The organism is Terribacillus sp. JSM ZJ617 (assembly GCF_044383785.1).
GTDB lineage: Bacteria > Bacillota > Bacilli > Bacillales > Amphibacillaceae > Terribacillus.
This window is the reverse complement of the sequence record NZ_JBISEQ010000001.1, coordinates 1,034,369-1,060,274: the sequence shown is the minus strand read 5'-3', so window position 1 is coordinate 1,060,274 and position 25,906 is coordinate 1,034,369. Positions and strand designations below refer to the sequence as shown.

Here is a 25,906-nt window from a genome sequence, read left to right as displayed (position 1 = left end):
TCCGATGAGCATGATAAACGGAATTGCAGCTTCAAATGGTATTGCGATTGCAAAAGCATACCATCTAGCTGTACCAGACCTCTCTTTCGATAAGACAACTGTTGCGAATGCGGAAGAAGAGATCAGCCGTTTGGATGCTGCCCTCGAGATCAGCAAAAAAGAGTTGGAGAAAATCCGCGAGAATGCTCGTGTGTCACTTGGCGACGAGCATGCCGAGATTTTCTCGGCTCATTTGCTTGTATTGGCAGATCCCGAACTGATCAATCCCGTTAAAGACAATGTCCGCAATAACAACATTAATGCAGAAGCTGCTCTTGACGAGACAGCGACAATGTTCATCGACATGTTCCGCAGCATGGATAATGAATATATGAAGGAACGCGCGGCTGACATCCAGGATGTTACGAAACGCGTTATGGCACATCTGTTACAGGTTTCCTTCCCGGATCCTGCACTTATAGACGAAGAAGTTATCATTATCGCTGAGGACCTGACTCCTTCCGATACGGCACAGCTTAACAAGCAATTTGTGAAAGGGTTTACAACTGATATCGGCGGACGTACTTCCCACTCTGCTATCATGGCCCGCTCTCTTGAGATTCCTGCTGTTGTCGGTACGAAGTCAATTACATCTTCTGCTGCTAACGATGTGATGATCATTGTTGATGGTATCGAAGGTACTGTCATCATTGACCCGACCGAGGATGAACTAGCAACATACAAAGCGAAACAAGAAGCTTTCGAACAGCAAAAGCAAGAATGGGCGAAGCTGAAGAACGAACCTACTATTACAACAGATGGCGTGCACGTAGAGCTTGTTGCTAATATCGGTACACCAGAAGACGTTGCTGGCGTTCAAAACAACGGAGGCGAAGGCGTTGGCCTTTACCGCACAGAATTCCTTTACATGGGTAAGAGTGAGCTTCCAAGTGAAGACGAACAATTCGAATCCTATAAAGCTGTTCTTGAAAACATGGGAGACAAGCCTGTCGTAGTTCGTACACTAGACATCGGCGGCGATAAAGAGCTAAGCTACTTGCAGCTCCCTAAAGAAATGAATCCGTTCCTAGGCTACCGTGCTATCCGCCTTTGCCTGGAGCGTGATGATATCTTCCGTGTGCAGCTTCGTGCCCTACTGCGTGCGAGCGTATACGGCAACCTGAAGATCATGTTCCCAATGATCGCTACATTGGAAGAGTTCCGCCAAGCAAAAGCAATCCTTCTGGAAGAGAAAGAAAAACTTGTTGCAGATGGCGTATCAGTCTCTGATTCTATCGAGATTGGTATCATGGTTGAGATTCCTTCTACAGCCGTTGCTGCGAAGCAATTTGCGAAGGAAGTTGATTTCTTCAGCGTTGGAACAAACGACTTAATCCAGTACACAATGGCAGCTGACCGCATGAATGAACGCGTCAGCTACTTGTACCAGCCTTACCACCCAGCTATCCTGAACCTTGTGCATAATGTCATCGAGGCAGCACATGCAGAAGGAAAATGGGCTGGTATGTGCGGTGAGATGGCAGGCGATGCAATCGCAATCCCGCTTCTTCTCGGCCTAGGCCTTGATGAATTCAGCATGAGTGCAACAAGCATCCTGCCAGCAAGAACACAAATCACGAAGCTTTCTAAAGCAGACATGCAAGAGCTAAGCCAACAGGCATTGACTCTAAGCACTGCTGATGAAGTGGAAGAGCTTGTCCGTCAGAAGACAGGTCAATAAAAAACAGCTCTCCGTAATGGAGAGCTGTTTTTTTATCGTTTACTCTCTTGTTTTTTCCTCCAAAATCTGACGAAGCTCCTTCATGTCTTCTTCCGATAAATCATCTTCTTCAATAAACTGTACCAGCATCGATTTCATCGTTCCTCCATAGATCCGGTCGATAAATGATCTAGTCTCAGCACGCTGACACTCTTCCTCGGCGTAAAGCGGATAAAATGTATATACTCGTTGTTCTTTATTCACGCCCACCACGTTCTTTTTTGTCAGTCGGTCAAGCAGAGTGCGAATCGTTTTAGGTTTCCAATCCGCTTTCCCCTGAAGGGAGGTAACAACCTCATTTGCTGTACGGGGGGAATTATCCCAAAGCACTTTCATTATTTCCCACTCTGATTCTGAAATATTTGGTACATTTTTGGTCATGGTTATTCCTCTTTCTTATTTATATATACCCTTTTCCTTCAATATTCTCAGTGTGATTTCTGCAGCCTTGCTTCCGGTTGCATCCCCATCTCTAATGTTCGTTGCAAAGAAATAGGTATCAATTTTTGTTTCCACAAAGCCAATGAACCAGCCGTTAGCTGCCTTTCCGTTAACAATACCTGTTCCTGTCTTGCCATAGAGGACGGCTCCATCCTTTTCTTCCAGCTTTATTGATGTCTTGACTGCCTCAATATTCTTTGGAGTTGCATTAAATTTATTTTCATATAAATTATGTAGTAATTCCACCTGTTCAAAGGGAGATATTTTTAACGTGGATTCCAGCCAAAAGTCCTCTATCTTACCAGATACATCCTCATTGCCGTAATGGTATTCTGATAACATCCTTTTGATGGTCTGCTTCCCGACCTGCCTATCGACATTCTGAAAGTACCACGTTACGGAATACTGCATTGCAGATTGTAAGTCCTGGCTTGCATTCCAACTCTTATATTTGTAATTGTTTCCGTCCCATTCCATATCTGTGGAGACTGGTTTCATTACTCCCGCTTCTAATGCTGTTAAGGCACTGTATATCTTATAAGTGGAATTGGGAGAAACCCTTTTAATGCTTTGCTTCTTATTATGGATATAATACTTGTCTTGTTTCATGCTGTATAAAACAAAACTGCTGTTATCGCCTTTAAGATATGTACTGACTTTCGCTTCCGCTATATTTTTTCTGCCTATTGTATACTGTTCATCCGTTAGGACAGCTGCATAAGCAGGCACTTGAAAAGCAACGATAAGGCCCAGTACAGTAAATATAGCAAGGCTCTTTACATGAAGCCTCTTGGCAGTAGGACGTCCTGACATAATATGTATCAGACGTTTCTTAAGATGCTGCTTGGTACTTCTAATGGAAGTGGTATGTTGGTCGACCATCGACCATCTCGACTTCTCAGCAAAGTGCAATATTGTCCGTCCATAATCAGTTTTCTCCTTTTCATCGGTCAAACAGCGCAAAACAGCAGCATCACAGGCAATCTCCCGATCTAATCGCATTTCCTTCATCGCGTACCGCACAAAGGGATTAAACCAGTGAACGATTCCCCCTAGCAAGAAGAGATAATTCCAGTGCACATGTCTGCTCTTATAATGATGCAGTTCATGAAGCAGGATATGCTTCATTTCTTTGGACGAACTACCGCTTTTTCTTGGGAGAACCACACAGGCACGGAACAAACCAAAAATGAATGGTGCTGACACATCAGCTGATTGCTTTAGCTTAATTTGTTTCCGTATGTTCAGCTCCATTTTACATTTTTGAAACAACTCGATTACCTTTTCATCTTTGATAACCTCTGCCTTGTTTACTAGGTGCATTACTTTCATCTGTGTGAATAGAAGAGCCGATACACTAACAGCCACTCCTGCTATCCAGAGACCGCTGGTTAGCTGGTCCAAACTTGAAGCATCTATTCTTGTGACGGAATTTCCGAAATCATTAATCCATCCAGTTCCGGTTGTATCTGATAAAGCAACACTACCCACATCACTCTTATCAGTATTTGTGAAAGACGTAGGCTGTTTTATACTGAATCGCTTCAGCGGCAGGAATGGCAGGAATAACGTGCCTAACAGAAAAAACCACAAATAATACCGCCAAGCCGGAGCCAGCTGCGAATTCAGAAACCTTCGGATAAATAGTATGATCCCAACTGTTACGGAAGCTAACGTCATTGCCAGCAGCAATTGAACAAATGTCATTCTTCCTCTCCCTTCCCCTATCTTCATAATTTGTATTGTACAGTTGACAGCTATGGATTACAAGTGTAATAATGACTACAATTGTAATCCAAATCGGAGAGGGAGAAGAAAATTGAAACAGTATACCTACATATTCTTTGCATTTTGTTTTCTTTATATAGCGGCGGGGTGTTCGGGTGATGCCGGCGAAACCAAATCAACGGATGTCATCGTATCAAATGACAAGGCATCATTTAGCAGCTTAGAAGAGATATACGATGCCCGCCTGGGTGTCTTTGCAATTGATACTGGTTCCGGGCGGACAGTCACATATCGAGAAAACGAACGCTTTGGTTTTGCTTCCACTCATAAGGCATTATCTGTTGCCGTCTTATTGCAGCAAAAGTCAATAGAAGACCTTAATAAAAGAATCATGTTTACGGGTGATGATCTTGTAAACTACAATCCTATTACTGAAAAACATGTGGATTCTGGTATGACTTTGAAAGAGTTGAGTGAGGCATCTATCAGTTACAGTGATAATACTGCTGCTAACTTAATATTTGAAGAAATCGGTGGTCCACAGGGATTTGAAGAAGGATTACGTAAGATTGGCGATCAAGTGACAAATTCCGAGAGCATTGAACCGGAACTGAATAATACAGAACCAGGTGAAACACGTGATACCAGTACTCCAAAAGCAATGGCAGAAAGCCTTCGTGCTTTTGCGCTAGAAGATCACCTAGCTGCAGATAAGCGCCAGCTTCTTATAGATTGGCTCAAAGGAAATACGACTGGGGATGCACTTATACGGGCAGGCGTTCCAAAAGACTGGGAAGTCGGTGACAAAACCGGTGCTGGATCTTACGGCACAAGAAACGATATTGCTATTCTTTGGCCTCCTGATGAAGAACCTATTGTATTGGCCATTATGTCCGACCGTGACGAAGCTGATGCAAAAGCAGATGACGATTTGATTGCACAAGCAGCTGAAGCAGTTGTCACATCTCTTTCGGCAACTGAATAAAAAAATACAGAGCCAGCGAGCAATGCAACTGGCTCTGTTTCTTTTATTCAAAGTATTTGCTGGCTGCTTCCAATGTTGTCTCCTTTGCCTTGATAATGACTTCTTCCGCTTTCATCTCATAGTACTCCGGTCGAAACAGCTCTACAGTCACCGGTCCTTCATAGCCCTTTTCCTTCAACACAGATAGTATTCCTTTTAAATCTATCACTCCATGTCCAGGCCATACTCGATCTTCGTCTACAAGGCTTCCGATCGGAAAATCCTCTGTATCGTCCATATGAAGAATGAATATACTTGATATATCTGCCTGTTTCAATGCTTCTATGCTGGAATTCATTGCATGGAAGTGGAAACAATCCAATACTAAACCAACATTCGAATTACCGACTGTTTGTACGATATCGTAAGCTTGCTCAAATGTATTGATTGTACATTCCGGGTGTCCGACAAATTCCAATGCAAGCTTAATACCGTACGGTTCTGCAAGACCGGCTAGTTCATTCAGTACCTCCACACTGCTTGCTTTGATATCTTTTTTAAGTATTTTATCCTTTGTAACCAGCGGAACCACAACAATATAAGGCACTTGCAATTTGTCGGCATATTCCAGCATCTGTTTGAATTCGTTCAGCAATTGATTATAATCATCTTTACTGCGATTATTAAAGTATACTAGAGCGTTCAATGCCAAAGGTTTGATATGATTTTCTTTGAAATAATTTGATAGATCCTCCAGCGAATGCTGTTCCAAGTACTCCGGCAGCTTATCCATTGTGCGGATTTCTATATAATCATAGCCTTGTTGTTCACATATATCGAGGTCAGTTGCTAGATTTGAATTTTCCAATGTTGTAGCCTGATTAAAACCCAGTTTCATTATAATCCTCCTATTACTACATCTTCTGTAATGTATATTCCAATTATCTTAATAGCTGAGCTTCTGCTGCTTCTTCCTTACTATAGAAAGCAGGCATGCTTCCTAGCTCTATCGGCTCTCTCTGACCGGATTCCTGTGCCTTCAGACATGCATCAGATGTAACTGCAGCTACATACCCTTCCCAGGCAGAAGGACCTTGCAGCGCCTCTTGCTTGGCCACCTGATTAATAAATACCTGTATTTCCTTATCATAGGCATCTTGAAAACGCACTTTCCAATCCTGTAAGACGTCGGTGCTTTGTTTCCCGTTATGCCGTATTTTAAGATTTTCTGTCTCTGGAAGGCTCACGATTCCTTCTTCTCCAACTACTTCACATTGGATGTCATAGCCGTATTTAATATTAACGGACACTTCTGCTTGGATAAGAACTCCGGATTCTGTCTCAAGTAAGATGACTTGCGGATCACGCAGATGTGGGAGAGCATGTTTATTCTTTCGTGGATATAGGACTTGAACAGATACATAATTATCCGCCAACAGCCAATGAAGGATATTTATTTCGTGGATTAAGGTATCCGTGATCGCCATATCTGTGGTGTAGGCTGCATCAACTTCTGGAGCACGATGCGCGCATTTGACCATTAGCGGTTCCCCTACTAGTTTGGAATCAATGGCTTGCTTCAGCTGCTCATAGCCTTTGTCGAACTGCCTCATAAAGCCAACTTGCACAATACGTTTACCATATTCCATTTCATCCTGCATGATTGTTTGGCAGCCCTTTGCGGTAACGGAAAGAGGTTTTTCACAGAAGACATATTTTCCTGCTTCTATTGCTTTACGTACTGTTGCTTCATGCGCTGGTCCGATGCTTGTAACGAATATCGCATCCACTTCCTCTGCATCTATCAATGCCTGATCGTCCGGATAAAAGTTAGCTTTGATTCCCAACTCAGTAAGAGCCTCTTCTGTAGCTGCTGGATTAACATCTGTAACGGCCGTAATCTTCGCTCCAGATAATCTTTGTTCTACTCTATTCATATGCTCTTTTCCAATAGCACCTGTTCCAATTACTCCGATTCTAACTGTCATATGATGATTCTCCTCCTTAATGGCATGTTTCCCTCCGAAAAGGAGGTCATGAGCTAGCATATGTACTAGTACATGCTCTATCCTAATTAATAGGTATGGCTTCTAATTCTAAGAAAAGAATTTCTCCCTCTTCCTATACCCGATTTCGTGCCCTGGAACACAAGTCCCCAAGATGAAGCGTACAAAAAAAGCGGGACATTCGATAACAACTATCGAATGTCCCGCTTTACTAATTATATCTTATGGATTTGTAGACCAGAGACTCGCAGATTTAATAAATGTGCGGCTGTTTAATTTCAGCTGTGCTACGACAAACTCTGCAATATCCTCAGACTGCATGACTTTTTCAGGATTGCCATCTGTCAGCTTGTTTTCAAATGCCAAATCGGTTGCCACTGTGCTTGGAGTCAAGGCAGTTACCCGAATGTTGTGCTTGCGCACTTCCATAGCAAGTGATTCAGTCAAACCTAGTACACCGAACTTAGATGCACTGTAAGCACTTGTAGCTGGAGCACCTTTTTGGCCTGCTGTGGATGAAATGTTGATGATGTCGCCAGATTTTTGCTCAATCAAGTCTGGCAATAGTGCCCGTGTGACGTTGTATACACCCATCAGGTTTACGTCAATGATATGCTTCCATTCTTCTGGATCAAGATCCATGAATCCGCCAAACTTAGCGATACCTGCATTATTGATTAGAATATCAATGCCGCCCAATTCCTCTTTCACCTTGTTGACTGCTGCTGTGACATCTTCCAGATTGGAAACATCCGCTGAAGCGTAAGCTGTTTTCACTTCATTTATACTAGCAGCTACTGCTTTTACATGCTCTTCTGTACGGCCTATCAAGCCAATATGCACACCCTCTGCTGCAAGTGCCTCTGCAAGTGCTTTTCCAATGCCGCGTCCGCCGCCTGTAATGATAGCTCTTTTTCCTTGTAATGATTGTGCCATTATGTAATTCCTCCTTCAATGAAACCATTCGCTTTATATTATCAGCCTGATGCAGGCTCAACAAGCGTTATGCTCATTACTGCATTGCTGTCCAATAGTGCTATGCACTAAGGCTCTTATTGTATTCTTCTTCATTTTTATCAAGAACATACTTAGTACGTTTCTGGATATTACTATATGTTAACGCATTAAACGGGACAGGACCAGTTCTTTACTGCTGGCCTTGCCCGGCAATTCTTCTGGAGCATATGTTCTATAAGACTATAAGGTTGATGCAATAAATTCGAGTGTTTTATCTATAATAATTTGCTGATCAAAATCAAGGGTGGCGACGTGATAGCTGTTTTTTAATGGGTATACTGTTTTGCTTTCAGATTCAATTTCATCGTAGATAAGCTGTGCATTTACTGGTGGTACGACATGATCCTCATCTGAAACAAAAATCAGTGCGGGACAGGTAATCTTAGTAAGATCTCCTCTTACCTTCTCCATCAATTGCAGGATTTCTTTGACAGACTGAACCGGTGTTTTTTCATAAGCCAGCTCTTTCACTTCAGAGTTTTTGATATCTGAACCGATAGCATCCAGGTACCTTACTCCTCTTAATTCATGCACGTTTTCCATCGATTGCACGGTTACTGCTGCATTGATTGGAATGATGGCATGGATATCCGGATAATTTTCCGCCATATATAATGCCAGAGTTCCTCCCATTGATAAGCCAGTAACAAAGATTGTATCACAACGTTCCTTTAGCCAGTGATAGCCTTCTTCAATCGAAGCTATCCAATCCTTATACGTTGTTTGTTCCATATCTTCATAGTGTGTTCCATGGCCTTTCAGACGCGGTCCACATACCGTATAACCTGCTTGGGCATATGCCTCTCCCAAAGGACGCATACTCTGAGTAGATCCTGTAAAGCCATGGGATACGAGAATTCCTATACGGTTTCCCTCGAAGTGAAAAGGTTCCGCATCTTTTAGTACCGGATATTGATTTGACATCTGATCACTCCTATCTGATATAACTCAATTGTTCAGAAAGCGCTTTCCTCATTTATTTATTCTAGCGCCTGCTATTTTTTAAAGCAACGAAAATCCTTATTTGCATTAAAAAAGAGGATGAGCTCATATGAGCTCATCCTCTTTTTTCAACTTATTTATTCAAGTTATAGAAAGATGCAAGTCCGCCGTAGATGCCGGATGCTTTCAACTCATCTTCGATACGAAGAAGCTGGTTGTATTTCGCAACACGGTCAGTACGGGATGGTGCACCAGTTTTGATTTGGCCAGCGTTAGTCGCTACAGCGATGTCAGCGATTGTTGCATCTTCAGATTCACCAGAACGGTGAGAGATAACAGCTGTGTAGCCAGCGCGTTTCGCCATTTCGATAGCATCGAAAGTTTCTGTAAGTGTACCGATTTGGTTCACTTTAACAAGGATGGAGTTACCAACGCCTTGCTCGATACCTTGTTTCAAACGTTTTGTGTTTGTAACGAATAGGTCATCACCAACAAGCTGAACTTTGTCGCCGATGCGGTCAGTCAATAGCTTGTGGCCTTCCCAGTCGTTTTCGTCCAAACCGTCTTCGATAGAGATGATTGGATATTTGTTTGTCATTTCTTCGTACCAAGCAACCATTTCTTCAGAAGAACGAACTACGCCTTCACCTTTAAGGTTGTATTTGCCATCTTCGTAGAACTCAGAAGATGCAACGTCCATTGCAAGCTGTACTTCTTCACCTGGTTTGTAACCAGCAGCTTTAATTGCTTCTACGATTGTTTCAAGAGCTTCTTCGTTAGAAGAAAGGTTTGGTGCGAAGCCACCTTCATCACCTACACCAGTGTTCAAGCCTTTAGACTGAAGAACTTTCTTCAGGCTGTGGAAGATTTCCGCACCCATGCGAAGTGCTTCTTTGAATGTAGGAGCTCCTACAGGCATGATCATGAATTCTTGGATATCAACGTTGTTATCTGCATGCTCCCCACCATTAAGGATGTTCATCATTGGTGTTGGAAGTGTTTTGGAGTTGAATCCTCCAAGATAAGTGTAAAGAGGTACTCCAAGATGATCTGCTGCTGCATGTGCTGCTGCCATGGAAACACCAAGAATAGCGTTGGCACCTAGTTTACCTTTGTTTTCAGTACCATCAAGCTCGATCAAAAGCTGGTCGATGATTACTTGGCGAGTAACATCAATACCGATCAATTCTGGAGCGATTTTTTCGTTTACATTAGCAACTGCTGTTTGAACACCTTTGCCAAGGTAACGATCTTTGTCGCCGTCACGAAGCTCAACTGCTTCGTATTCACCAGTGGACGCACCACTTGGAACGATTGCAGAACCGAAAGCTCCGGATTCTGTTAGTACTTCTACTTCGATAGTAGGGTTACCGCGGGAGTCAAGGACTTCGCGTGCATATACGTCAGTAATGTATGGCATTATTTTTTCTCTCCTCTTATTTTTGGATTAGGCTTGTGCCTGTCATTTCTTTTGGTTTCTCAACATCCAATAGATCCAGCAATGTTGGGGACAAATCAGCCAGGATACCGCCGCTGCGGAGTTCAACGCCTTCTTTTGTCACAATTACAGGAACCGGATTGGTCGTGTGGGCAGTCATTGGCTTATCTTCAAGCGTAACTACTTCATCCGAGTTGCCGTGGTCAGCCGTGATGATGGCGTGACCGCCTTTTTCAATAATCTTGTCGACGATTTTACCGAGGCATTCGTCAACTGCTTCAATTGCCTTCACAGTCGGTTCCAGCATACCTGAATGTCCAACCATGTCAGGGTTTGCGAAGTTCAAGATGATCGCTTGGTGTTTGTCCTGATCCAAGTCATCAAGTAACGCGTCCGTCACTTCATAAGCACTCATTTCAGGCTTCAGATCATATGTTGCCACTTTCGGGCTGTTAATCAGGATCCGATCCTCACCAGGGAACTCTTCTTCGCGGCCGCCGCTCATAAAGAATGTAACGTGCGGGTATTTCTCTGTTTCTGCAATGCGCAGCTGTTTGATGTTGTTCTGGGAAAGCACTTCACCAACCGTGTTATCCAAGTTGACTGGCTTATACGCAACATCGCCGTCTACCGTTTCACTGAAGTTCGTCATGCAGACGAATTCATTGATCGTTGGCGGGTGTTCACCACGATCGAAGTCACGGAAGTCTTTGTTTGCGAATGTCCGGGAAATCTGGATAGCTCGGTCCGGACGGAAGTTATAGAAGATGATAGCATCATCATCCTGTATCTTCGCTACCGGTTCACCGTTTTCCTCTGTGATGACAGATGGAAGGACGAATTCATCATAGATTTCATTTTTATAGGAATCTTCGATGACGTCATAAGGGCTCTTATAGGCAGGTCCTTCTCCGTAAACCATCGCATCGTACGCTTTTTTCACACGATCCCAGCGTTTGTCGCGGTCCATGGAATAATAGCGGCCTGTAAGTGTTGCAATCTTTCCAACACCAAGTTCTTTGATTTTAGCTTCTGTCTGATCAATGAATTCTTTGGCGCTTTTCTGACCGACATCACGGCCGTCAAGGAAACCATGGATGTACACTTTCTCCAAGTCATGCTTTTTCGCAAGCTCCAAAAGAGCGAATAAATGCTCAATATGGCTGTGCACGCCGCCATTTGATAAAAGACCGAAGAGGTGCAGACTCTTGTTGTTCTTTTTCGCATGGTCGACTGCTTTAAGAAGCACTTCATTATCATAGAAGTCGCCATCTTTGATGGATTTATTCACGCGAGTCAAGCTTTGATACACGATGCGTCCGGCACCGATATTCAAGTGACCCACCTCTGAATTACCCATCTGGCCTTCCGGCAAACCAACAGCCTCTCCGCTAGCAGTAAGTTCGTTATGCGGATACTTGTTCCAGTAACGGTCGAAGTTCGGCTTTTTGGCATGCTTCACTGCATTACCCTTTTCTTCATCGCGGATACCGAATCCGTCGAGGATGATGAGGGCAGCTAGTTTGTCCTGACTCATTTTGCACCAGCCTCCACAAGCGCTAGGAAGGAATCTGCTTCCAGGCTTGCACCGCCGACTAAAGCGCCGTCGATATCAGATTCTGCAAGAAGTTCGTCCACGTTTGCTGGCTTTACGCTTCCCCCGTATTGGATGCGTACAGCATCAGCTGCTTCAGCAGATACTTTCTCTTTCACAACATTACGGATGAAGGTGCAGACTTCATTCGCTTGCTGTGCAGTTGCAGTTTTGCCAGTACCGATAGCCCATACTGGCTCATAAGCAAGAATTACTGTTGAAACTTGCTCAGCAGACAGACCTTCCAAAGCCTTTTCGACTTGGCCGCCGACTACTTCGTTCGTTTTGTCAGCTTCACGCTCTTCAAGCGTTTCGCCGATGCAGACGATTGGAGTGATTCCATGCTGCAATGCTGCATGTGTCTTCTTGTTTACAGACTCGTCTGTTTCGTTGTAGTATTCACGACGCTCGGAGTGTCCGATCACCGCATATTCCACACCGATGCTTTTCAGCGCTGTCGGGCTGATTTCACCAGTGAAAGCGCCGCTTTCTTCATAATGCATTGTTTGAGCAGCGATCTTAAGGTCCGTACCCTCTGTAAGCTTCACTAGCTCAGTCAAATACAATGCTGGTGCACAAACAATTGCTTCTGCTTTGTCACTGGATGGAATCTTCGTTTTCGTCGCTTCGATGAATTCTTTTGCTTCAGAAATTGTCTTATTCATTTTCCAGTTTCCTGCGATGACGTTTTTACGCATAGTTCTCCATCCCTTCAGTCTTTTTATTTATCGTTCAATGCAGCTACACCAGGCAGCTCCTTACCTTCCATGAATTCAAGGCTGGCACCGCCGCCAGTGGAGATATGATCCATTTTGTCAGCAAGGCCGAATTTCTCTACTGCAGCAGCAGAGTCACCACCGCCGATGATAGAGAATCCTTCTCCTTCTGCCAATGCTTCACCCACTGCTTTTGTTCCACCAGAGAACGCATTCAACTCGAACACACCCATTGGTCCGTTCCAGATGATCAATTTGGAGTCTTTGACAATCTGTTTGTAGGTCTCACGAGTTTTCGGTCCGATGTCCAAAGCTTCCCAGTCAGCAGGAATTTCTTCAATGCTCACTTCACGCTTGTTGGCATCCTCCGAGAAATCATCAGCAACAACAACATCCTCAGGCATAACCATATTGACGCCTTTGTCTTTTGCTTTTTGCATGAATTCTTTTGCTAAATCGATCTTATCTTCTTCAAGCAAGGATTTTCCGATTTCGTAGCCACGTGCCTTAACAAATGTATAAGCCAAGCCGCCGCCGATGATCAGATTATCTACTTTATCAAGCAGGTTATCGATTACACCTATTTTATCTTTTACTTTTGCACCGCCAATGATAGCTGTGAATGGTCGTTCCGGATTGGATAGTGCTTTGCCAAGTACCTCCAGCTCACGCTCCAAAAGCAAACCTGCAACAGCTGGAAGATGTTTTGCCACACCTTCTGTAGAAGCATGCGCACGGTGTGCAGCACCGAATGCATCATTCACATACACATCTGCCATGGAAGCAAAAGCTTTTGCCAATTCAGGGTCATTCTTTTCTTCACCTGGCTCAAAGCGTACGTTCTCGATAAGAAGTACTTCGCCGTCAGCTAGCTCAGCTACTGCTTCGTTCACTTCTTCGCCATGAACCTGATCTACTTTTGCAACTTCTTTATCAAGTAAATCGCTAAGACGCTGTGCAACAGGGTCCAAACGCAAATCTTCCTTTACTTCGCCTTTCGGACGGCCAAGGTGGCTTGCTAGAATAACTTTTGCACCTTGCTCTGTGAGATGCTTGATTGTCGGAAGGGCAGCCTTGATCCGTGTATCATCGGTTACTGTGCCATTTTCCATTGGTACGTTGAAATCTACACGGCAGAAAACTTTCTTGCCGGCTACATCGATATCGCGGATTGATTTCTTGTTCATATCTACGCCTCCTCGAATACTTGTTACCTATGTATCTGTTCCTTCTATGTATTCGCCATTGGCAGGTTCTGTTCCTTCTTGTCGAATACACAGAAAAAGAACAGGCATAGGTTAAAAGGGAGGGAGGTGCTCCCCCCTCCCTTTCTACCACTGCTCGTTAAGAATTAGATGCCTTTGCTTTTCAAGAACACAGCCAAATCTACACAACGAGTGGAGTAACCCATTTCGTTATCGTACCAAGAAACAACTTTCACCATGTTATCTTCCAATACCATTGTAGAAAGTGCATCTACAGTAGAAGAGTTTCTGTTTCCGATGTAGTCGGAAGAAACAAGCGGCTCTTCGCTGTAACCAAGAACGTGGTTAAGATCGCCTTCAGCAGCGTCTTTCAATGCAGTGTTAACTTGCTCAGCAGATACGTTTTGGTCTAATTCAACAACCAAGTCAACGATGGAAGCATCAGCAACTGGCACACGCATAGCCATACCATTCAATTTACCTTTCAATTCAGGCAATACTAGAGATACAGCTTTCGCAGCACCTGTAGTTGTTGGGATGATGTTTTGAGCTGCTGCACGTGCACGACGGTAGTCTTTGTGCGGCAAGTCAAGGATTTGCTGGTCATTTGTGTAAGCGTGAACTGTTGTTACTAGACCGCGTTTGATTCCGAATGCATCATGAAGTACTTTTGCAACCGGCGCCAAGCAGTTAGTAGTACAAGAAGCGTTAGAGATTACAGTATGCTCGGATGGATCATAGCTGTTTTCGTTAACACCCATTACGACAGTTAGGTCTTCACCTTTAGCTGGTGCAGAGATGATAACTTTTTTCGCTCCAGCTTCGATGTGTTTCTTCGCATCTTCACCATTTGTGAAAATACCAGTAGATTCAACTACTACTTCTACACCAAGATCTCCCCAGCCAAGGTTAGCAGGATCGCGCTCAGAAAGAACTTTGATCTCTCTACCGTCAACAACTAAGTTAGAGCCGTTTACGGATACTTCTGCATCAAGGATACCGTGTACAGAATCATACTTTAACAAATGGGCAAGCATATTCGCATCAGTAAGGTCGTTAATTGCAACTACCTCTGCTTCGCTGTTAGTTAGCGCCTGACGGAATACGTTACGTCCAATACGTCCAAAACCGTTAATACCAATTTTTACTGTCATGAAAATTTCCTCCTTGTAATAACTGAATGATTAAAGGGTTCAATGGCCCTTTATTAACTGGTTCGCTGCCGCCTCATCCGTTACCAGAATATTGTTTCTTCCCAGTTTGAAGTATGAGGCGATTGCACGAGCTTTCGAGGCACCGCCTGCAATAGCTATTACATGTTCTGCTCTATCTAAGTCCTCCAGCTGTAATCCGACTGTGCGGACACGATGGACTACATTCCCCTCAGCGTCGAAGTAATAACCAAATGCCTCACTTACTGCAACACCGCTTTTTATCTTTTCGACAAGCGGCGCAGGCGTCCGTCTCCGCTCCGCCATCGTCATGGCGTCACCGATACCGTGAATGACTACATTCGAACGGTTGATGATGGACAGGACTTCCTTAACGGAAGGCTCTTCGATAATTGTCTGATATGATTCTTCCCCGATCGGATCAGGAACATACAGCAACCGGTACTGACTTCTGGCTCGCTTTGCCATAGCAGCACAAATTGTGTTCGCTTCGTTTTCCACCTGCTCACCAATACCGCCGCGGGCAGGTACGAACATGACATTTTCAGCTGTATGAATCGGCGGCATCGCTGCTGCCAGCGCGGCCATGGTGGTGCCTCCTGTCACTGCAACCGTATAGTTCGGATGCAATGTCTTTTCCAGAAGCTGGGCACACCGTTTTCCCATCTCTTGTTTTACCCAATCTTGGGTATCACTATTACCGGGGACAACAATACAATTATCTATTCCTAGTGTTTCCCGGACTCGCTGTTCCAAAACACTTATTTCAGAGGCTTCGAGCATAAAAGCTTCCAATTGCTCGTGAACTTCCAGACCGAACTCGGTTATCTGTACCCCTTTTGTCGTGATATAGATCAATCCTTGGTTCTGAAGGAAGTCAATTTCACCTCTGACGACTCGTTCTGCAAGATTCATGTTTTCAGCAAGTGTGCGACGTCCCAGCGGTCCCATTGTTTTGACAAACTGCAGGATTCCGTATCTTCGCTGCATAATTGCCAGAACATCCGGGAAAAGCTTTTTTTGTAGATCTATTATCGATCGCATAACATACCCCTTCTTCATAAAGCTTAATGGGTCAAAAATGTCCCAGTATGTCATATATTGTCCCACTTGCTATAAAAAAAATTCCTCTTGCACGATTATCATAACAGTAAGATTCGCTATATTCAACTTAAATCCATCGAAATAAACAATTTATTTATATATTTTTTTAACTTAACATTTTCATAACAAAAAGGCATCGACCACAAGTCGATGCCTTCCTACTATATATTATGTTAATGCAGTTTCTGGTACAGCTGCCTGTTCTTTCTTTTCCCAAGGACGGGAACGCCATCTCCGGTAAGCGAAGAAGCCGCGGAACCATTCGTCCACACCCATCGCGATCCAGACCCCAAGTAAACCAAGACCAAAAGATACGCCAAGTGTGTAGCTAAGGAGTACAGCAATACCCCACATGCTGATGACTCCGATGATTGCTGGGAATTTCGCATCTCCAGCAGACTTGAGTGAACTCATCAAGACGATATTCATTGCACGGCCAGGCTCCGTGAAGGCAACTGCCCAAAGGATCGGGATACCTACTGCCAGAATAGCCGGATCATCTGTGAACATTTCCAGGATAGGTGCTCCAGTCAATGCAAATCCTAATGAAACAATGAAAGAAGCAACCATTGCTATCTTCAGTGTACGCAAGCCTCGTTTGAGCGCACGATCGAATTGTTTGCCGCCGATATATCGAGATACAAGCAGCTGCGTACCTTCCGCAATAGACAATGTAAACAGGTAGCATAGCATGGAAATATTATTGATATATACACGCGCAGCCAGTGAAGCATCGCCGAAATTCGCTACAATAGCTGTGATGACAATCTGCGAATATTGATAAGATAAGTTTTCTGCAGCAGAAGGTACACCGATTACCAGGATATCCTTGATATCTTGTACGTTCAGCTTAATCAAATGTGTACCTGTAAAACGGATTGCCAGATAACGATAAACAAAGTAGAACAATACAACAACCGCAAAAATACGGGCAATCACGATTGTCCAGGATACTCCGACAACACCGGTGATCGGCATACCGAACAATCCAAAGATAGCAATCATATAGCCTAGCACACTCAGAACATTCATCAATACGGCAACAACCATGGAAACCTTCGTCCGGCCATTTGCCCGTAAGATTGCACTAAGTGTTAATGATAGAGATTCCAAGAATAAAGATGCACCGCATATTTTCACAAAGGTGGTAGCATAAGCGAGTGTCTCACCTTTTAAATCAAAGAAACTTAAAAATACAGAACCGAACAAAACGACAACAGCAGAAACGATCAAGCCAAACCAAAAGTTCATACCGAACGCTGTCCGAGCTGTCTGCCGGGCATGCGCCAAATCCTCTGCACCGAGCTTCTGGCCGATGATGATCATAGAAGCAATAGACGTGACGTTAAAAACCAAAATAAAAATGCTAATCAGCTGATTCGCTACGCCGACTCCGGCAGCAGCTAAATCTGAGTAATGACTCAGCATCAGTGTAGCAACAATACCCATTCCCATATGAAGTGCTAATTCAATAAACAGCGGCCAAGAGATGCGAAACAATGTTTGCTCAGATGTAGAAGTTGGGTTACCCAACAGACATTCTCCTTTTCGTTAAAATCAAACTCACTCTATATTAATCCTTTTTTTGAGAATGTAAAGGGCTTTACCTAAAAAAGACAAAAATTATTTTTTGACTCTACAACAACTCTATAAGCGCTTATCCCCTCGCTGTTTAGTGAGTATTCTCACAATTTTACAGGAAGCGTTTTCAAAGAAAAATAACAAATCCTCTAACTCCTTTCGCTGCATTTCATTGACAACCTATGCTCACTTTTATCAATTATTTGAGCTGACTTGTGGTGAAAACAAATTAAAAAACGCCTTCCTTATTTGGAAGGCGTTTTTAGAGCTGATTGTTTTTCTATTTCCTGCTGCTTCAATTCCCGGCGCAGGATCTTCCCGCTGATTTGTGTTTTCGGCAGTTCTTGCATTACTTCGATTTCCCTTGGAGCAGCATGAGCAGCCAGGTTCTTACGGACAAACAGTCGTAAAGATTCCAGCAGCTCTGGTGTTTCCTCATACCCGTCACGCAACGTGATGAAAGCTTTGACGATTTCCCCGCGAACAGGATCTGGTTTTCCGATTACCCCAGCTTCTGCAACTGCAGGATGTTCAATCAGTTTGCTTTCTACTTCAAAAGGACCGATTCGCTCACCGGAAGAATTGATCATATCATCGTTTCGGCCTTGGAAGAAGATATATCCTTCTTCGTCCTTCAATGCTAGATCCCCCGAAATATACCAGCCTGGATAAACAAAGTAACTCTCATATTTTCCTCGGTCGCCCCAGATATCCTGCATAAGACCCGGCCATGGGGTCTTAACGGCAAGCTGACCAATTGAATTCGCCGGCAGCTCATTCCCCTCTTCATCGAGGATACCAACCTGAATACCTGGGAATGCACGACCCATTGATCCCGGTTTGATGGGTTCAGAAGGCAGATTTACAATGATATGCCCGCCGGTTTCTGTCATCCACCACGTATCGTGGATACGCAGCTGTAAGTTATCCCACGCCCAAGTAATGACTTCCGGATTGAGCGGTTCTCCTACACTGAGGATATGACGCAAGCTGGATAAATCATAATCCTTGTACAAATCTCCTTTTGCCTTGAGCAGACGGAAAGCAGTAGGTGCACTATAAAGTGTCGTTACTTTAAGCTCTTCAATGATTTTGTACCATGATTCTGCTTGGAAGCGTCCTCCTTGGATAACTATCGTCGCTCGGTTCAGCCATGGCGCGAACAAACCGTAGACGCTGCCAGTCACCCAACCTGGATGGGACGTGCACCAATACACATCATCATCTTGCACATCAAGCACCCACTTGCCGGATACAGCATGATGGATGAAAGAACGGTGGGCATGCAGGACGCCCTTCGGCTTACCAGTCGAGCCGCTCGTATAATGTATCAGCAGACCGTCTTCTCTGTCGACCCACTCCACTTCTCCAGAAACAGCCGCATCAGGCTCGGCTGCATCAATTTCTTCTATTAAAAGAATTTCCTGCAAGGAAGGGATATCCTCGGCCGGTACTCGGTTTATCAAGTCCTGATCCGTTATGAGCAGCGTACCACCGCAATCATTGATCCGATCACGCACTGCATCTTCCATGAAGGCTTCAAACAAAGGACCTGCGATGGCACCGATGCGGATCGTCGCCAGGATAGCAACATAGCATTCCGGATTCTTCGGTAAAAAGATAAAAACGCGATCGCCTTTTTCCACTCCATGTGAGCGGAGGACCTTTGCATAATGCTCAATTTTCTGCTGCAGCTGTTCGAATGTCAAACTGGATTGCAGCACTCCATCTTTCACATAATGCAAGGCCGTTTTCGCACCATAGCCTTCCTCGACGTGACGGTCGACAGCTTCATAGGATGCGTTGCATTTGCCATCTTTCCTGCTGGACAACTCTTCTTCCAGCGCCTTCCAGTCATGGGTGTTAACTGCCTCTTGATAGCTTGGCAGATTATGCTTTCTGTCCGATTTCGGTGACAAGGCTGTAGTCATATGTCTGTTCCTTCCCTTCCAGTGAATCCAGAATGTCTTCTTTCCATTTTCCTAGCGCTGCACTCCCTCTGGAACGCGGTCTTGATAAAGCTATTTTCAAGTCCTTGGCCAAAGTCGATGGCCGCCCCTGCAGGAGCAGTACACGATCACTCAGATACAAAGCCTCATCGATATCATGCGTAACGAGAATAATTGTTGCGCCAGTTGTTTCCCAGATCTTCAATAGCAGCTCTTGCAGCTGCATTTTCGTAAATGCATCCAGCGCGCTGAATGGCTCATCCAGAAGCAGGATATCGGGCTCTGTCACAAGCGCGCGTGCAATAGCTGCCCGTTGTGCCATACCGCCGGAAAGCTCCCGTGGATATAGTTTTTCTGCATCTTTCAATCCAACTAGCTCCAAATACCGCCGTGCCTTTGCCTCATTCTCTTTGCGGTCGCCCTTCAAGCCGAAAGTGGCATTGGCTAAGACTGTTTTCCAAGGCAGGAGCCGTGGTTCCTGAAAGATAAAGCCAACACGCTGATCAGAAGGGATGCTGATATTGCCTTCATAATCCGAATCAAGACCTGCCAGTGCCCGCAGAACAGTACTCTTGCCGCATCCGCTTGTACCGAGCAGACTTACGATTTCTCCTTTTCCGACTGAGAAATCCACTTGCTGCAATACTTGTTTTTCGCCGAAGCGTCGTCCAAGTGCCTTCACTTGTAGTGTCATACTGATCCCCCCTCATTTCGCTAATGCTGTATCCTGCCAATGAAGCGATCGCTTCTGAATAAGCTTCAGTACCCAATCCGTCAATTTACCAAGCAGTGCAAACAAGAAAATGCTGGCGATGATCACATCGGGAGCGTATGTGTTCTGCCCTAAAATAAGCAAATAACCAAGCCCTTGGCTGGCACCCATAATCTCTGCTGCTACAACGAACATCCAGCCTAATCCAAGACCGCTTCGTAAACCGGTTAGGAAAGACGGCAGGGACGCCGGAAGAATGATTCTTCTTACAAGCGCTACTCCATCAAGGCCGTACATTCTGCCTACTTCAATCAGTTTTCGATCCACTCCGCGAATACCATCAACGATATTCAAATAAACAGGGAAGAACACACCGACTGCAATCAATGTAACTTTCGATGTTTCTCCAATACCCATCCAAAGGATGAATAATGGAACCCAGGCCAGTGATGGGATGCTCCGGAATGCTTGGATCAGCGGATCGAAAAATCTTTCCGCAAGCTCAGAATAGCCGACAAGTGTTCCTAATAGAATTGCTACGATAGTTCCGATGATGAAACCGACAAACAGCCGGTAAACAGTAAGTAATACATGATCCTGCAGCGTACCATCCTGCAAGTATGTAATGATAGTCGACAAAATGGCACTAGGCGCGGGAAGCTGATAGGCAGGAATGACTCCTGCTCTGCTCAGAATCTCCCATGCTGCCAGCAAAACAATCGGCAGCAGGGAACCGAGCAGTACAGGATGTGTTCTTAATTTCTTCCACATAAATCATCATTCCTCTCCAAGTTCTTGTGCGAATTTCGGTTCGATATACGAATCAACCGTTTCCGCTACATCTTTGTTGCCTTTCCATAGATTCGCCTTTTCCAGTACAGCGCCTGACTGATTCAGAATCTCCCGCTGTGTATCACCTGGTACAGATTCCGAGAAATCATTCCGTTCCAGCTGTTTTGCAGCAACTTCCTGGCTGATTCCCGCCTCTTTGGCAACAATCTCAGCTGTCTCTTCCGGATTCTCTTCGATCCATGCTCTTGCTTTGTCATAAAGCTTCAAGACTTCCTTCACTTCTTCAGGATGATTTTCAGCAAATTCTTCCCGAACATTCAGGAAATTATATGTGTTGAAATCTTCGTTACGATAGAAAAGCTGGGCGTCATTTTCCAATTCAAGCTTCGCCATATGCGGGTCAAGTCCTGCCCATGCATCTACATCACCTGACAGTAGAGCGCTAGCTCCGTCTGCATGCTGCAGATTTACAATTTGAACATCCTGTTCGTCCAAACCAGCTTCCTGCAAAGAACGCTGAAGGAAAATATAAGGATCAGTCCCGACAGTTGCGGCGACTTTCTTCCCTTTCAAATCTGCCGGTTCTTGGATATCGCTGTCCTTAGCAGCAACCAATGCTGTCCATTCTGGTTTTGATGCCAGATATATACCTTGAATCGGATTGCCATTCGCCTTGGCAAGCAAGGCGGCACTTCCTGCTGTAGATCCGAAATCAACGCTGTTACTGTTCAAAAATTCCAGTGCCTTATTAGATCCTTGGCTGAGTGTCCAAGTTACTTCGATGTCAGAATCCTTGAATGCTTCTTCTGCCCATCCTTTATTCTTTATCACCAGACTTGCTGGGGAGTAGTAGGCATAATCCAAGCGAATTTGTTTTAGTTCACCTGATGCACTGCTGGAGTTTCCGCAAGCTGCCAGAAAGACGATGACAACTAAACTAAGTAAAGCTAGTAAACTTCTTTTATCTATAAGGGGAATCTTATTCATCAATCGTTACTCCTTTATTATCCAGTTCACAGGCATACGTGCTGATCGAACCGCGCAAGCGTTGTGCTTCTTTGTATGTGCAGCGATTGTGAACGACTTCCAATCCTGCTTCTCTTGCAATAGCTGCGGCTTCCTGCGAAACGACACCTTCTTGGAGCCAGAAGATTTCCGGACGAACTTCCGCCGCTTCTTTAGCGAGTTCTACAGCTGCTTCAGGACTGCGGAAAATCTGAGCGATATCGATTTTCTCCGGTACACTTGTCAAATCAGGATAAGCTTTTTCTCCCAATACACTCGTTTCGGCAGGATTAACAGGGATGATTTTGTATCCGAGTCGCTGCATCTTCCGTGCCAAACGATTACTTGGACGCTGTTCCTTACTGCTCAAGCCCACTACTGCAATAGTTTTCTGACGTCCTGTCGCATCTGTCGCACTGCCGAGTGCTTCCCGGATGACGGCTTCATCATTGATGACGATTTTCCTTGACTCAGAACGGATTCCCGTCGCTTTTTCCAAGGCACGGTCTAAATCGTGGATTAGATCATCTACTGACTCGATTCCAACAGATAGACGTACCAATTCTTCTTTTACTCCTGTAGCAGCGAGTCCTTCCGCATCCAGCTGTAGATGTGTTGTTGACGCAGGATGAATAATCAATGATTTGGCATCCCCGACATTGGCAACGTGTGACCATAGCGCAACATTGTTGATCAAAGTAGCACCAGCTTTTCTGCCGCCTTTGATACCAAAGTTGACAATCGAACCAGTACCGTTCGGAAGCACTCTCTTACCTATTTCATACGATGGATGGCTGCTGAGCCCAGGGTAAGCAACCCAATCAATTGCCGGATGCTGTTCCAGGTAGGTCGCAAGCTTTTCTGCATTTTGGACATGGCGTTCAACGCGCAGGTGCAACGTTTCCAGCCCCTGAATAAGCTGCCATGCATTAAACGGGCTTAGCGCAGCACCTAAATCGCGGAGCAATTGCACACGCAATTTCGTGCTGAAAGCGAGTGTGCCAAAATCAAATGCATAGCGGATGCCGTTGTAGCTTGGATCAGGTTCTGTAAATGTCGGAAATTTCGGTGAATTCCAATCAAACCTGCCTCCATCTACAATCAACCCTCCTATAGAAGTACCATGACCGCCAATCCACTTTGTCGCACTATGGACAACAATATCAGCACCAAGCGTAATCGGTTTGCTCAAAATCGGTGTAGCAAATGTACTGTCGACGATTAAAGGAATACCAGCATCGTGAGCCACTGCCGCTACTGCTTCCACGTCTAGTACATGCAGACTCGGATTCCCGATGATTTCAGCAAAAACAGCCTTCGTTTTGTCTGTAATTGCTGCGCGGAAAGCTTCCGGATCAGTCGGATCGACGAATTTAACATTGATTCCGTAGCGTGGCAGTGTCGTCTGGAAAAGATTGTACGTTCCGCCATAGAGATTGGTCGCTGCTACGATTTCGTCTCCAGCGCCTGCCAAATTGAGAATGCTGTAGCTGATTGCTGCCATACCAGACGCGACACCGACTGCTGCAACGCCGTCTTCCAGCAATGCTATCCGTTTTTCCAATACGTCAACCGTCGGATTACCAATACGGGAATATATGTTACCAGGCTCATCCAAGGCGAATAGGCGCTCTGCATGATCTGTATCATGGAAAAGGTAAGAAGTTGTTTGATAAAGCGGCACCGCTCTTGAACCTGTTGTCGGATCTGGTGCTTGCCCGCCGTGTAATGCTAATGTCTCTGCTTTATAAACTTGATCTGTCATTTTGTCATTCCTCCAATTATATATAGATGAAAAAAGCAGCTTCTGGTAAGAAGCTGCTGCATAAGCATGGAACTTCTTATCTCTCAAACTCTTTGTTTGCTGGAAGTAGCACCTTCCAAGCATTGCTGCTTGCAGGTTGCCGGGCATCATCGGACCAGTCCCTCCGCCTCTCTTGATAAGCTATTATGAAATTTTTATAGGTTGCTGAAGCAACTGGCGGATATGATGTCCCCACTTCTCAAATTCAAGCAGAAAGCCATCATGTCCATAGATTGTTGTTACATCTACATGGCGCGCACCCGGAACTTCCGCCGCAAAGCGGCTAATCTCTTCCGGAGGGAACAGCAGATCCCTCGAGAAGCCGAACGACAGTACAATCGCTTTTATTCTTTGGGCAGCAGACTGCCAGCCACCTCTTCCCCTTCCGATATCATGGCTGTTCATAGCCTCCAGTAATGTCATGTAACAGTTGGCATCAAAGCGATTGACGAGCTTCTCTCCTTGGTAGTTCAAGTATGATTCCACCTCGTATGCTGCATCGTCCCTTTGGGATGCAGCGCGTCGGAAGCGCTCATTATATTGATGATCAGAACGGTAAGTAAGCATTCCTACCATCCGTGCAAGTCCAAGACCTGCTGCAGGTAATTTGTCTGCTGTGTAATTACCATTGTTCCAATTCGGATCAGATGTGATAGCTGTCTTGGCCAAGTGATTATAGGCAATCGCATAGTCACTCACAAAAGGAGTTGCTGCAAGGGGGATTAGTACATCCATAAAATCCGGGTACATGACGCCCCACTCCAGCACTTGCATCCCTCCTAATGATCCGCCGATCACAGCCCTCAAATGAGAGATTCCTAGCTTCCCCAACGCAATGCGCTGAACCGAAACCATGTCACGAATCGTGATAGCTGGAAATGCCGATGCGTACCTCTCTCCCGAATTTGGATCTATTGATAAGGCACTTGTTGTACCGTTGCATCCGCCAAGCACATTGAATGTTATTATCTGATACCGGTCGGTGTCGATAAAACCTCCGGGCTGCAGCAATCCGCTCCACCAGCCTGGATCTGCACTAGTGCCGGCCGCAAACTGATCTCCTGTCAGAGCATGGCAGACCAGCACCGTTTCTCCCGATTCAGGACCGCTTTTTTCATAAGCAACCTCTACCTTTGAAAGGATATGACCAGATTCAAGCTCAAAATCCCCGATGAGAAGTTTGCCGGTTTGGTATGACTGTTGTGACTCCATGTTCCGTACGCTTCCTCCCCTCAAATAAAAAAGCCACCCTGAGAGGACAGGGTGGCAATATGTACCGACTTGTCTCTCTCATCTCTAAAGTGCATACGCACTTTCAGGAATTAGCACCTTATAAGCATTGCTGCTTGCAGGTTGCCGGGCATCGTCGGGCCAGTCCCTCCGCCTCTCTTGATAAGAGCTTGCTATTTATTTGTTAACAGGATTGTAGCATGTGTTATTTTATGAGTCAACTATAAATTCTGAAATTTCCATTTACGCTATAAATATCCCTGGAAATTTGGACGCCCCGCATCAGCTAATGCCAATGCGGGGCTAAAATGTAACTTTTCTATTGTAAGTAGAGGATACCTAATACATCCTCCTGCCGCGGTACTTGTTCCACATGGTAGTTTACACTTAAACGATGCAATCCCTACCTCTATTGCATCCTCACGGCTCCTAGGCCGCTCCAGTCTGAATAAGTACTTCTGATTAAAACTATAGCAGAATGCCAATGATCTTCGATAAAGTTACTTAAACATCGAAGACGTTAACTATCTTATCATGCTTTACAATTATTGTCAAACTCCCGATGTAGCACTTCTCCGCAGCTGACTATCTATTCCCGCTAGCAACCTGCACAAACCACCCTAAATTTCCCATCTTTCTTAGATGCAGTCCTATTTTAAGTAACGCTTTATGACAAAAGTACTGAAAACACTTACACGTTTTGGTCAGAAATATTCACGTAAGATAACCTCACAAGTTTGTTACATT

General features: G+C 44.8%; 21 protein-coding genes and 2 riboswitches. Of the genes, 2 read left to right on the top strand and 19 right to left on the bottom strand.

Annotated elements, in window-relative coordinates; genetic code table 11:
• The first annotated feature begins 4 nt into the window (after window positions 1-4).
• Entirely contained in the window at window positions 5-1,720 is a 1,716-nt protein-coding gene (ptsP, locus tag ACH6C1_RS05120; protein WP_374075177.1) for a phosphoenolpyruvate--protein phosphotransferase, read from the top strand.
• 39 nt (window positions 1,721-1,759) lie between these two features.
• On the opposite strand, the gene blaI is transcribed toward ptsP, so the two are convergent.
• Window positions 1,760-2,140 (bottom strand): penicillinase repressor BlaI, encoded by a 381-nt coding sequence (gene blaI, locus ACH6C1_RS05115; RefSeq protein WP_374075175.1) that lies wholly within the window; start codon window positions 2,138-2,140, stop codon window positions 1,760-1,762.
• Between the two features lie 15 nt (window positions 2,141-2,155).
• Window positions 2,156-3,907, bottom strand: coding sequence for a BlaR1 family beta-lactam sensor/signal transducer (locus tag ACH6C1_RS05110; protein ID WP_374075172.1), 1,752 nt, complete (start codon window positions 3,905-3,907; stop codon window positions 2,156-2,158).
• A 112-nt stretch (window positions 3,908-4,019) separates the two neighbouring features.
• Between ACH6C1_RS05110 and bla the strand changes: the two genes are divergently transcribed.
• Complete coding sequence (bla, locus tag ACH6C1_RS05105) at window positions 4,020-4,913, top strand: class A beta-lactamase (protein WP_374075170.1); 894 nt, start codon at window positions 4,020-4,022, stop codon at window positions 4,911-4,913.
• A gap of 43 nt (window positions 4,914-4,956) precedes the next feature.
• On the opposite strand, the gene ACH6C1_RS05100 is transcribed toward bla, so the two are convergent.
• From ACH6C1_RS05100 to metX, 17 genes are all read right to left on the bottom strand, one after another.
• A complete protein-coding gene (locus ACH6C1_RS05100; RefSeq protein ID WP_374075168.1) occupies window positions 4,957-5,790 on the bottom strand; it encodes a sugar phosphate isomerase/epimerase family protein in 834 nt (277 codons plus the stop codon).
• Between the two features lie 43 nt (window positions 5,791-5,833).
• A complete protein-coding gene (gene iolG, locus ACH6C1_RS05095; RefSeq protein WP_374075165.1) occupies window positions 5,834-6,880 on the bottom strand; it encodes a bifunctional inositol 2-dehydrogenase/D-chiro-inositol 1-dehydrogenase in 1,047 nt (348 codons plus the stop codon).
• A 240-nt stretch (window positions 6,881-7,120) separates the two neighbouring features.
• Window positions 7,121-7,834, bottom strand: coding sequence for a 3-ketoacyl-ACP reductase (locus tag ACH6C1_RS05090; RefSeq protein ID WP_374075162.1), 714 nt, complete (start codon window positions 7,832-7,834; stop codon window positions 7,121-7,123).
• Window positions 7,835-8,095: 261 nt separating this feature from the next.
• Window positions 8,096-8,839: an alpha/beta hydrolase gene (locus tag ACH6C1_RS05085; protein WP_374075160.1), complete on the bottom strand. Its 744-nt coding sequence runs from the start codon at window positions 8,837-8,839 to the stop codon at window positions 8,096-8,098.
• Window positions 8,840-8,990: 151 nt separating this feature from the next.
• On the bottom strand, window positions 8,991-10,277 hold the full coding sequence (gene eno / locus ACH6C1_RS05080) for a phosphopyruvate hydratase (protein ID WP_095224408.1): 1,287 nt from the start codon (window positions 10,275-10,277) through the stop codon (window positions 8,991-8,993).
• Window positions 10,278-10,293: 16 nt separating this feature from the next.
• On the bottom strand, window positions 10,294-11,832 hold the full coding sequence (gene gpmI / locus ACH6C1_RS05075; RefSeq protein ID WP_374075158.1) for a 2,3-bisphosphoglycerate-independent phosphoglycerate mutase: 1,539 nt from the start codon (window positions 11,830-11,832) through the stop codon (window positions 10,294-10,296).
• Complete coding sequence (gene tpiA / locus ACH6C1_RS05070; RefSeq protein WP_374075156.1) at window positions 11,829-12,587, bottom strand: triose-phosphate isomerase; 759 nt, start codon at window positions 12,585-12,587, stop codon at window positions 11,829-11,831. The genes gpmI and tpiA overlap by 4 nt, the downstream gene beginning before the upstream one ends.
• 23 nt (window positions 12,588-12,610) lie before the next feature.
• Window positions 12,611-13,792 carry a phosphoglycerate kinase gene (locus tag ACH6C1_RS05065; RefSeq protein WP_095224411.1) on the bottom strand — a complete coding sequence of 394 codons (1,182 nt, stop codon included), beginning with the start codon at window positions 13,790-13,792 and terminating at the stop codon, window positions 12,611-12,613.
• A 164-nt stretch (window positions 13,793-13,956) separates the two neighbouring features.
• The gene (gene gap, locus ACH6C1_RS05060) at window positions 13,957-14,964 is read right to left on the bottom strand and encodes a type I glyceraldehyde-3-phosphate dehydrogenase (RefSeq protein WP_095224412.1); all 1,008 of its coding nucleotides are present in this window, start codon (window positions 14,962-14,964) and stop codon (window positions 13,957-13,959) included.
• Between the two features lie 39 nt (window positions 14,965-15,003).
• Window positions 15,004-16,026, bottom strand: a complete 1,023-nt coding sequence (locus ACH6C1_RS05055; RefSeq protein ID WP_095224413.1) for a sugar-binding transcriptional regulator — start codon at window positions 16,024-16,026, stop codon at window positions 15,004-15,006.
• A 228-nt stretch (window positions 16,027-16,254) separates the two neighbouring features.
• Window positions 16,255-17,619, bottom strand: a complete 1,365-nt coding sequence (locus tag ACH6C1_RS05050) for an MATE family efflux transporter (RefSeq protein ID WP_095224414.1) — start codon at window positions 17,617-17,619, stop codon at window positions 16,255-16,257.
• Window positions 17,620-17,912: 293 nt separating this feature from the next.
• The gene (acsA, locus tag ACH6C1_RS05045) at window positions 17,913-19,598 is read right to left on the bottom strand and encodes an acetate--CoA ligase (protein ID WP_374075152.1); all 1,686 of its coding nucleotides are present in this window, start codon (window positions 19,596-19,598) and stop codon (window positions 17,913-17,915) included.
• Window positions 19,558-20,310 (bottom strand): ABC transporter ATP-binding protein, encoded by a 753-nt coding sequence (locus tag ACH6C1_RS05040; RefSeq protein ID WP_374075150.1) that lies wholly within the window; start codon window positions 20,308-20,310, stop codon window positions 19,558-19,560. Before ACH6C1_RS05040 ends, acsA begins: the two co-directional genes overlap by 41 nt.
• 12 nt (window positions 20,311-20,322) lie before the next feature.
• A complete protein-coding gene (locus ACH6C1_RS05035; RefSeq protein WP_374075148.1) occupies window positions 20,323-21,099 on the bottom strand; it encodes an ABC transporter permease in 777 nt (258 codons plus the stop codon).
• 6 nt (window positions 21,100-21,105) lie between these two features.
• Window positions 21,106-22,107, bottom strand: coding sequence for an aliphatic sulfonate ABC transporter substrate-binding protein (locus ACH6C1_RS05030; protein ID WP_286160810.1), 1,002 nt, complete (start codon window positions 22,105-22,107; stop codon window positions 21,106-21,108).
• Window positions 22,100-23,890 (bottom strand): PLP-dependent aspartate aminotransferase family protein, encoded by a 1,791-nt coding sequence (locus tag ACH6C1_RS05025; RefSeq protein ID WP_374075146.1) that lies wholly within the window; start codon window positions 23,888-23,890, stop codon window positions 22,100-22,102. Before ACH6C1_RS05025 ends, ACH6C1_RS05030 begins: the two co-directional genes overlap by 8 nt.
• 73 nt (window positions 23,891-23,963) lie before the next feature.
• Window positions 23,964-24,072, bottom strand: a riboswitch (SAM riboswitch).
• A gap of 1 nt (window position 24,073) precedes the next feature.
• Entirely contained in the window at window positions 24,074-25,141 is a 1,068-nt protein-coding gene (gene metX, locus ACH6C1_RS05020) for a homoserine O-acetyltransferase MetX (protein WP_374075144.1), read from the bottom strand.
• 75 nt (window positions 25,142-25,216) lie between these two features.
• Window positions 25,217-25,328: riboswitch (SAM riboswitch) on the bottom strand.
• Between the last annotated feature and the right edge of the window lie 578 nt (window positions 25,329-25,906).

Bases quoted from the DNA above. Each gene is read 5' to 3' on its own strand.
- ACH6C1_RS05065 (WP_095224411.1), bottom strand. From the start codon at position 13,792: ATGAACAAGAAATCAATCCGCGATATCGATGTAGCCGGCAAGAAAGTT.
- ACH6C1_RS05040 (WP_374075150.1), bottom strand. From the start codon at position 20,310: ATGACACTACAAGTGAAGGCACTTGGACGACGCTTCGGCGAAAAACAA.
- ACH6C1_RS05055 (WP_095224413.1), bottom strand. From the start codon at position 16,026: ATGCGATCGATAATAGATCTACAAAAAAAGCTTTTCCCGGATGTTCTG.
- acsA (WP_374075152.1), bottom strand. From the start codon at position 19,598: ATGACTACAGCCTTGTCACCGAAATCGGACAGAAAGCATAATCTGCCA.
- ACH6C1_RS05100 (WP_374075168.1), bottom strand. From the start codon at position 5,790: ATGAAACTGGGTTTTAATCAGGCTACAACATTGGAAAATTCAAATCTA.
- ACH6C1_RS05035 (WP_374075148.1), bottom strand. From the start codon at position 21,099: ATGTGGAAGAAATTAAGAACACATCCTGTACTGCTCGGTTCCCTGCTG.
- ACH6C1_RS05090 (WP_374075162.1), bottom strand. From the start codon at position 7,834: ATGGCACAATCATTACAAGGAAAAAGAGCTATCATTACAGGCGGCGGA.
- ACH6C1_RS05025 (WP_374075146.1), bottom strand. From the start codon at position 23,890: ATGACAGATCAAGTTTATAAAGCAGAGACATTAGCATTACACGGCGGG.
- ACH6C1_RS05030 (WP_286160810.1), bottom strand. From the start codon at position 22,107: ATGAATAAGATTCCCCTTATAGATAAAAGAAGTTTACTAGCTTTACTT.
- eno (WP_095224408.1), bottom strand. From the start codon at position 10,277: ATGCCATACATTACTGACGTATATGCACGCGAAGTCCTTGACTCCCGC.
- gpmI (WP_374075158.1), bottom strand. From the start codon at position 11,832: ATGAGTCAGGACAAACTAGCTGCCCTCATCATCCTCGACGGATTCGGT.
- ptsP (WP_374075177.1), top strand. From the start codon at position 5: ATGAGCATGATAAACGGAATTGCAGCTTCAAATGGTATTGCGATTGCA.
- blaI (WP_374075175.1), bottom strand. From the start codon at position 2,140: ATGACCAAAAATGTACCAAATATTTCAGAATCAGAGTGGGAAATAATG.
- metX (WP_374075144.1), bottom strand. From the start codon at position 25,141: ATGGAGTCACAACAGTCATACCAAACCGGCAAACTTCTCATCGGGGAT.
- ACH6C1_RS05110 (WP_374075172.1), bottom strand. From the start codon at position 3,907: ATGACATTTGTTCAATTGCTGCTGGCAATGACGTTAGCTTCCGTAACA.
- iolG (WP_374075165.1), bottom strand. From the start codon at position 6,880: ATGACAGTTAGAATCGGAGTAATTGGAACAGGTGCTATTGGAAAAGAG.
- tpiA (WP_374075156.1), bottom strand. From the start codon at position 12,587: ATGCGTAAAAACGTCATCGCAGGAAACTGGAAAATGAATAAGACAATT.
- gap (WP_095224412.1), bottom strand. From the start codon at position 14,964: ATGACAGTAAAAATTGGTATTAACGGTTTTGGACGTATTGGACGTAAC.
- ACH6C1_RS05085 (WP_374075160.1), bottom strand. From the start codon at position 8,839: ATGTCAAATCAATATCCGGTACTAAAAGATGCGGAACCTTTTCACTTC.